Source organism: Dechloromonas denitrificans, from assembly GCF_001551835.1.
In the GTDB taxonomy this organism is placed as follows: domain Bacteria; phylum Pseudomonadota; class Gammaproteobacteria; order Burkholderiales; family Rhodocyclaceae; genus Azonexus; species Azonexus denitrificans.
Genome location: NZ_LODL01000019.1, coordinates 82,687 through 90,464, shown reverse-complemented (window position 1 = coordinate 90,464; position 7,778 = coordinate 82,687). Strand labels below are relative to the sequence as shown.

The window sequence follows — 7,778 nt, the reverse complement described above, 5'->3', positions numbered from 1 at the left end:
ATAAAAACACCACCGATAACAACAGTACCGCCATTTTCAACAACGACATTAGTCTCGACAATAGAACTCTTGATCGGGGGATTATTCAATACAGCCCGGGTCCAGTCAGGCTCTTCCTTCTTGACGATCAATGCCATTTTTACCGTACCTTCCGGAGTTATTTGCGGTGTTGCCTCAAGTGAAAGTTTGGCAGATTTGAAACTAACGGTTTGGGTAGTTGCACCACCACTGATCTGAGTAACCACGTAAGGAACCTCGGTACCATCTTCGATTTTTGCCTTTACATTATTGGCAGTAATGACGCGAGGACTAGAGATAATCTTACCAATACCATCCGATTCCAAAGCCGCAATCTCAAGATTCAGAATGCGGCTCAGAGACGCATTAAATAATGAAAGCGCTAACGTCCCACCTGTAGAGGTGTAGGACGGCAAGTTAACTCCAACCATGGAGTTCTGCACCAAAGTTGCGGGAGTAGTTGTACCACCGCTTGTGGTACCAGGAGTCACCGAACCACCTACTGTGTATATCCCACTTCCACCGACCTGGGTTCCCTGAGAGTTGATGAAATTGAGCTTTGCACCTAGGGCTCGGTTAAAGCTGTCATTAGCTTCAACCACGCGAGCTTCGATCAAGACCTGACGCGCTCCAATATCAATTGCCTTTATGAAAGTCCGAATCTCTTCTAGTTTGCTGGCAATGTCATTAATGAAGATGATATTGGACTGAGGATCAGCCACAGCGCTCCCCCGCTTACTAAGGATACGCTGTGCCGCCCCCGGCACTCCTGCTGCCCCACCTACAGGAGCCAAACCTGCCAACAAACGAGCAACATCAGTAGCTTTTTGGTAGTTCAAAACGAACTGCTCAAGTTGCAGAGGTTCCAAATCACTGATTTGCTGCTTGGACTCAAATTCCAGTTTTTCTCGAGTAGCGATTTCATCGCGGGGGGCAATCATGATGATATTGCCCTTCTTGCGCATATCTAGGCCCTTCTGCTGGAAAATAATATCAATTACCTGATCGGCCGGCACATCCTTCAACACCAAGGTTGTTGTTCCGGTAACCGTTTCGCTAATGACCGCATTCAAATTCAACTCTTCAGCCATCAAGCGTAACAATGCGCGAACATCTCCATTTTGGTAATTGATGCTGACTCTTGGCCCTTGGTAACCAGTCTTTGAGCCTTGAACCAACTTATTAGGATCTTCGACGATTTTCTTGACTTCAATGACAAACTGGTTATCGCTCTGATAAGCGTTATGCTCCCAAAGCCCTTTGGGGGAAACAGTCATACGAACATTTTCGCCCTGTGCCTTTGTCTCTACAAAGCTGACAGGAGTAGCAAAATCAAGCACATCAAGCTTGCGCCGAAGATGATCGGGTACTGTCGTTTTCATGAAGTCGACAATTAACCCACTTCCTTGCTGGCGAATATCTATTGCCGTGCCACTGTCACTGAGATCAACAATAATTCTGCCTTCACCATCCTTGCCGCGCCGGAATATAATGTCACGGACAGAATGCTTGCTACCAACGGCACTCTCTTCAGAGAAGCGAGTCGCCCGCTGCGCAGCAGAGTCGGTCAACCGGGTTATCGGCGCCAAAACAACATACAGCGACTTGCCATCAAGACGAGTCGTGTAATTCATGTTACGTACCAAATTTAGGACCACCCGAGTGCGCTCCCCGACTTGTACAACATTCATGCTACGTAAATCGCCCTCATTGAGCGCCTGACTATTTTTCCCCCACCCATTTGCCGTAGACGGGAAATCAAAAGCGATCTTTGCGGGATTTGCCACACTAAATCCTGCTGGCGGCGTAGTCAAAGGCTCTTTGAGGTCAATTTTTACTGCAATCTCATTGCCCTGCTGTGCGACATTGATCGCCTCAATGCTATTCGCCGGAACCGACTCAGCATGCAATGGGGAGATGAAGGCAAAACAGGCCGAAATTGCAACCTGCACGTAAGTTATAAATTTCATTTTTTGCTTCCCTCCTTGCTCTGCAGGAACAGCGAGCTTTTACGCTCACTCCAATCACCAGCAGAATCCTGTATCAACTCACGCAACTCAACGTCTTTATCGGTAATTTTGGTCACCATACCAAAGTCGAGGCCGATGTAATCACCAACCCTAACTTGCTTGACCTTGTCATCAACCTGGACCACAGCAAGAGGTTGTTTATTTACATTTAAATAGCCAATCATTTTCAGTGACTCAATCGGATATTTCTCAAGCAAGCTATTTCTAAGCTCTCTTGCCTCAAAATCCGGCTGAAATGCCCCCCCTTTTCCAGCCGCTTGCTTATATTTCGATTCAGGTTCAATTTTTCCCGGTTTGAAGGGATCAAGTTGAGCCTCGACATCATACGGCACTGGCTGATAAGGCTGAACTTCGGGTAGTTTTGGAATATTACCCCGCATATCCTTGGCGCTTTCTGCCATCCATTGACGCAGTTCTTCATGATCACCGCTGGAACACGCTGCCAAGACCCCGCACAAGCTGAAGAGAATCATCCGTTTCACTTCTTCGCTCCTTGAGAAGCTTTCTTCTGCCGAGCAACTTCCTCATCATCTAGATAGCGGAAGGTCTTGATTGAAGCATCCAAGGTCAACGCACCATCCTTGACCGGTGTTATGGAAATATTATTCAACGTTACAATTCGCGGCAGCTTTGCAACATCAGCTGCAAATGCCCCGATATCATGGTAGGAGCCATTTATTTTCACCGCCACCGGCAATTCTGCGTAAAAATCCTTCATCTGTTCAGCCCCGGGCCTAAACAGATCGAACTGCAAGCCACGCCCCAAACCCGCTTGATTGACTTCGATCAGCAAGGCTTCAATTTCTGATTTATTTGGCAATTGCTTGAGCAAGGCACCAAATGATCGATCTATTTCGGCAAGCTGCTGAGTATAGAGATCAAGGTTAACCGCTTGGCGCTTTTTGTCGAGGTACTGCTGTCGCAGTGCTTCCTCTTCATGTTGTTTGGTCTCGAGCTCGAGTAGCTGATCACTCCAGACAAACCACCAGCCACCAATCAACAACAGCACAAACAGGCCGAACAACACCGTAATCTTCGGAATTAAAGGCCACGCCCCCGGATCATTCGGGTTCATGTACCGAAAATCGTCGGCGATCGCCTGAAAATCGACTTTGGGAAGCGAAACTGCCTTTATGCTCATTTCTTCACCCCGGCATCTTCGGGCTTAACGCGCGTCAGGGTCACGTTCATCGAAAAATCATTAATTCGACGGCCATTGAGTACCCCGGCCTTTACTTCTATTAGCTGCGGAGCCTCAAGCCAAGGCGAGGCCTCGAAATTGCGCATCAAAGCCGAAACGCGCGCATTTGACTGGGCAAACCCGGTGACATTGACCTTGAGGCCATCCTGCTTGAGTGACTTCAGATAGATACCTTCAGGCACCTGCTTGACCATCTCGCTAAGTAGATAGACTGTTTCGCCACGGTCTCGCTGCAGATTTTCAATGACTTGCTTGCGGGCAAGCAAGGCCTGGGTCTGCTCCTTGAGACGCTTGATCTGATCCAGTTCCTTATCAAGGATAGCAATTTCCTTTTTTAGGAACTCGTTGTTGCTGTCCTGGTCACTGATGTAACCGCCAATTGTGGTGTAGACCGCAAACACGATCAACAAGCCCAAAACACTAACCAAACCGGCCAATACGAAAAACTGCTGCCGCCGTTCTTTCTTGGCCTCTTCGCGATGGGGAAGAAGGTTGATACGAATCATGATGGATCGAACCTCCGCAAGGCAAGGCCGCACGCCACCATTAGTGAAGAAGCGTCTGCCAGCAAGCTCTTGGCTCGCACCCGGTCGGACAGCACCATATTGGCGAAAGGATTGGCAATCAGGGTATTCACTTGCGTCCGCGTTGCGACGACTTCATCGATACCCGGAATGACGGCGCAACCACCGGCCAGAATAAGATGATCGATCTGGTTGTACTGGGTCGAGGTGAAGAAGAACTGCAAGGCTCTTGAGACCTCCAGAGCCAGATTCTCCATGAACGGATTAAGCAATTCAGCCTCATAACCCTCAGGTAGGTTGCCAGCGCGTTTGGCCGCTTCCGCATCCTCGAAATTCATGCCGTAATGGCGGGCGATATCCTGAGTTAGCTGACCGCCGCCAAATGCCTGCTCACGGGCATAGACCTGCTGACCGTTACGCAGCACGGTCAGATTCATGACATTCGCCCCAGCATCAATCAGCGCGACAATCTGGTCTTTACCTGCCTCGGGCAACTGGCGCTCAATCAACTCGAAAGCCGACAGCACGGCCAGTGACTCGACATCGACCACGACCGCCTTCAGGCCGGCCGCATCGGCAACCGCAACGCGATCCTCGACGCGCTCTTTTTTCGAGGCGGCAATCAGCACTTCCAACTCATCGGGCACCGCCGTTGCCGGACCAATAACCTGGTAATCGAGATTGACTTCCTCGATCGCGAACGGGATGTACTGATTGGCCTCGGACTCGACCTGAGCTTCGAGCTCTTCATCGCGCAAACCAGCCGGAACGATGATCTTCTTGGTAATCACTGCCGAGCCAGGCAGAGCCATGGCAACGTTGCGGGTCGATGTTCCCAAGCGTTTCCACGCTTTCTTTACACAATCAACCACGCCATCAAGGTTGGCAATATTGCCATCCGAAACCGCATCTTTCGGCAACACCTCAATGGTGTAGCGCTCGACACGGTAGCCATCTTTCCCATTGGCAGTCAGTTCCACCATCTTTACTGCGGATGAACTGATGTCCAAACCGAGCAAGGAACGCGCCTTGGGATTTAACAACGCTGAGATATCGAAGCGCACCAGACCCCCAAAAAGTCCTTACAAAATGCGAAGTTAGCGAAACAACCAATAATTCACTTCAGATCCTAGCAACAAGCCCCAGGCATGTAAAGCACTTTCGCGGCAGCAACAGGGGGCAGCGTATAATCGGTCCAACGCCTTTTTGACCGGTCATTCCCTTGTCCTCTCTTCCTCTGCCCTTGCGCTTGGCGCTTTATCCCGCAGTCATATTGGCTGGCATCGTTGCCATGGTTATTGCCATCGGATTGATCATTCTCATCCTGGCCTACCCAAACCTGCCATCACTGGAAGTACTGACCGACTACCGCCCCAAGATACCACTCCGCATTTTTACCGCCGACGGCTACCTGATCGGCGAGTTCGGCGAGGAACGGCGCGCCGTCGTCAGCATCCAGGAAGTCCCTCCCGTCATGAAACAAGCCATTCTCTCGGCCGAGGACGACCGCTTCTATCAGCACGGTGGCATCGATTATCTCGGCATCCTGCGCGCCGCTGGGGCCAACCTGATCGGCGGCGGCAAACGCCAGGGTGCATCAACGATCACCCAGCAGGTTGCCCGCAACTTTTTCCTGACCGGGGAGAAAACCTATACCCGCAAGCTCTATGAGGCACTGCTCTCGTTCAAAATCGAGAGCAACCTTTCCAAGGATCAGATTTTCGAACTCTATATCAACCAGATATTTCTCGGGCAACGCGCCTATGGCTTCGCCGCCGCCGCCCAGATTTATTTCGGCAAGCCGCTGAAAGACATTTCGATCGCTGAGGCCGCCATGTTGGCCGGCTTGCCCAAGGCACCTTCAGCCTACAACCCGATCGTCAATCCGAAACGGGCCAGACTTCGTCAGCAATACGTCTTGCGCCGCATGCATGAACTGAACTTTATCAGTGACACTCAATATGAAGCAGCCCTCAAGGAGCCGCTAATCGTCAAGCGTGAACTCGCCGAGTATGCGGTACACGCCGAATATGTCGCCGAAATGGCACGCCAGATCACGGCCGAGCGCTTCCCGGAGGACGTTTACTCACGCGGCATGCGGGTGTACACAACCCTGATCAAGGCCGAGCAGGAAGCCGCCTACGCCAGCCTGCGCAAGGGCGTCATGGATTACGACCGGCGCCATGGCTATCGCGGCGCCGAATCCTATCTCGACATGAAGGATATTCAGTCCGATCAGGACGAAGCGATCGACGAAGCACTGCAGGATATTTCCGATACCGGCGACCTGATTCCGGCGCTGGTGCTGGCCGCCGACGCCAAACAGATCCGTGCCTATCGGAAAGGCGGCGAAATTGTCGCCCTGCACGGCGACGCCATGAAGTTCGCCGCCAAGATGCTCGACGACAAGGCGCCGCCCAACAAGCGCATCAAGCGCGGCGCCATCATCCGCTTGCAGAAGGATGACAAGGGCGGCTGGCAGATCGCCCAATTGCCCGAAGTCGAATCAGCCTTTGTCGCCGTCGCGCCGCAAGACGGCGCCATTCGCGCCCTGGTCGGCGGTTTCGACTTCAACCGCAACAAGTTCAACCATGTGACCCAGGCCTGGCGCCAACCCGGCTCGAGCTTCAAGCCGTTCATCTATTCCGCTTCGCTGGAAAAGGGCTACAACCCGAACAGCATCATCGCCGACGAGCCGATCGTCATCCCGGCCAGCCAGACCGGCGCCCAGGCCTGGGAGCCGCACAACTACGACGGCAAGTACGAAGGCCCGATGAAGATGCGGACGGCGCTGGCCAAGTCCAAGAACATGGTCTCGATCCGTATCCTGCAATCAATCGGCACGCAGTACGCCCAAGATTACGCCGGAAAATTCGGTTTCGATCCGGAAAAGCACCCGCCTTACCTGACCATGGCGCTCGGTGCCGGTTCGGTCACCCCCTGGCAGATGGTTACCGCCTATTCGGTCTTCGCCAATGGCGGCTACAAGATCAGCCCCTATGTCGTCCACGAAATCCGCGACGAAAAAAACCAGGTGCTGGCGCAATCAGCCCAGGTTCAGGCTGGCGAAGAATCGATTCGGGCGATTGACCCGCGCAATGCCTTCATGATGGACGCCATGCTGCGCGACGTCGCCATCTACGGCACCGCCGCCAAGGCTTCGGTCGCCCTCAAGCGCCATGACCTGGCCGGCAAGACCGGCACCACCAATGAATATGTGGACGCCTGGTTCTGCGGCTATCAGATGACGGTGGCCGGTTGCGCCTGGATCGGCTTCGATCAGCCGAAAAAACTCGGCGACAAGGAAACCGGCGGCGCTGCAGCACTCCCGATCTGGATCGGCTACATGAGCCGCGCCCTGCGCGACGTTCCGATCACGATTCCGCAAGCACCGGAAGGGCTGATCAGCATCGGCGAGGGCCGCGATCGGAGTTATATCTACGCCGAGAATGCCGCTGCTCCCCGCTCGCCGGAAGAGGATGAACCGACCGAACAGCCCAAGCCGGAACTGGACAAGCCGCCGGCCGACTGATCAGGCGAGCGTCACCACCTCGCCGGCCTGCTGGCTGGCGAGCGCCGATAGTTTAGCCATTAGTTCGGCCCCGTCGCGGGTATCCAGCCAGGATTGACCATCCCAACGAAAATGAAAGCCGCCGGCCTTAGCGGCTACCCAGATTTCCCGCGCCACGGCGTGACGATTGACGATGATCTTGCTGCCATCGGCGAACTCGATTTCGAGGACGCCGCCGGCGGCCAGTTCAAAATCAATATCCGCCTCGCATGCCTCCAGCGCCGCCTCGATCCGAGCCAGAGCCGCATCGGCTAAGGCGTTGAATTCCTTGTCTTCCATCGTGTGCTACCATCCCGCTCTTTGCTGACCGGTCCGTCATTTATGTCCAGAGTTGCTGCCGTTTTGCTGACCTGCTGCCTTGCCGCCTGCGGCATGAAAGGCCCGCTCGAACTGCCGCCCGGACCGGCACCCGCCCCCCTGTTCGGCAACCCGAA

The 7,778-nt window shown here is 53.5% G+C and carries 8 protein-coding genes; 2 read left to right on the top strand and 6 right to left on the bottom strand.

Going from position 1 to position 7,778, the window contains the following annotated elements; genetic code table 11:
- The 5 genes from AT959_RS08240 to AT959_RS08220 all read right to left on the bottom strand — a co-directional run.
- Window positions 1-1,988 (bottom strand): type IV pilus secretin PilQ (locus AT959_RS08240; protein WP_066883021.1); only part of this gene is annotated, 1,988 nt, incomplete at its 3' end.
- Window positions 1,985-2,521 carry a pilus assembly protein PilP gene (locus AT959_RS08235; protein ID WP_066882520.1) on the bottom strand — a complete coding sequence of 179 codons (537 nt, stop codon included), beginning with the start codon at window positions 2,519-2,521 and terminating at the stop codon, window positions 1,985-1,987. The genes AT959_RS08240 and AT959_RS08235, both read right to left, overlap by 4 nt.
- Window positions 2,522-2,526: 5 nt before the next feature.
- Window positions 2,527-3,189, bottom strand: coding sequence for a type IV pilus inner membrane component PilO (locus AT959_RS08230; RefSeq protein ID WP_066882519.1), 663 nt, complete (start codon window positions 3,187-3,189; stop codon window positions 2,527-2,529).
- The gene (locus tag AT959_RS08225; protein ID WP_066882518.1) at window positions 3,186-3,755 is read right to left on the bottom strand and encodes a PilN domain-containing protein; all 570 of its coding nucleotides are present in this window, start codon (window positions 3,753-3,755) and stop codon (window positions 3,186-3,188) included. Before AT959_RS08225 ends, AT959_RS08230 begins: the two co-directional genes overlap by 4 nt.
- Window positions 3,752-4,837 carry a pilus assembly protein PilM gene (locus tag AT959_RS08220; protein WP_066882516.1) on the bottom strand — a complete coding sequence of 362 codons (1,086 nt, stop codon included), beginning with the start codon at window positions 4,835-4,837 and terminating at the stop codon, window positions 3,752-3,754. Before AT959_RS08220 ends, AT959_RS08225 begins: the two co-directional genes overlap by 4 nt.
- 227 nt (window positions 4,838-5,064) lie before the next feature.
- On the opposite strand from AT959_RS08220, the gene AT959_RS08215 reads away from it, so the two are divergent.
- Window positions 5,065-7,305 (top strand): penicillin-binding protein 1A, encoded by a 2,241-nt coding sequence (locus tag AT959_RS08215; RefSeq protein ID WP_083518342.1) that lies wholly within the window; start codon window positions 5,065-5,067, stop codon window positions 7,303-7,305.
- Here the strand turns inward: AT959_RS08215 and cyaY are convergent, their stop codons facing one another.
- The gene (gene cyaY / locus AT959_RS08210; RefSeq protein WP_066882512.1) at window positions 7,306-7,623 is read right to left on the bottom strand and encodes an iron donor protein CyaY; all 318 of its coding nucleotides are present in this window, start codon (window positions 7,621-7,623) and stop codon (window positions 7,306-7,308) included.
- Between the two features lie 42 nt (window positions 7,624-7,665).
- On the opposite strand from cyaY, the gene lptM reads away from it, so the two are divergent.
- Window positions 7,666-7,778, top strand: a 113-nt coding sequence (gene lptM / locus AT959_RS22100) for an LPS translocon maturation chaperone LptM (RefSeq protein WP_420806642.1), incomplete at its 3' end; no start/stop codon positions are given.

What these genes read in the sequence shown, in the direction of transcription:
- AT959_RS08235 (WP_066882520.1), bottom strand. Translation starts at nt 2,521, where the DNA reads ATGATTCTCTTCAGCTTGTGCGGGGTCTTGGCAGCGTGTTCCAGCGGT.
- AT959_RS08230 (WP_066882519.1), bottom strand. Translation starts at nt 3,189, where the DNA reads ATGAGCATAAAGGCAGTTTCGCTTCCCAAAGTCGATTTTCAGGCGATC.
- AT959_RS08225 (WP_066882518.1), bottom strand. Translation starts at nt 3,755, where the DNA reads ATGATTCGTATCAACCTTCTTCCCCATCGCGAAGAGGCCAAGAAAGAA.
- AT959_RS08215 (WP_083518342.1), top strand. Translation starts at nt 5,065, where the DNA reads ATGGTTATTGCCATCGGATTGATCATTCTCATCCTGGCCTACCCAAAC.
- cyaY (WP_066882512.1), bottom strand. Translation starts at nt 7,623, where the DNA reads ATGGAAGACAAGGAATTCAACGCCTTAGCCGATGCGGCTCTGGCTCGG.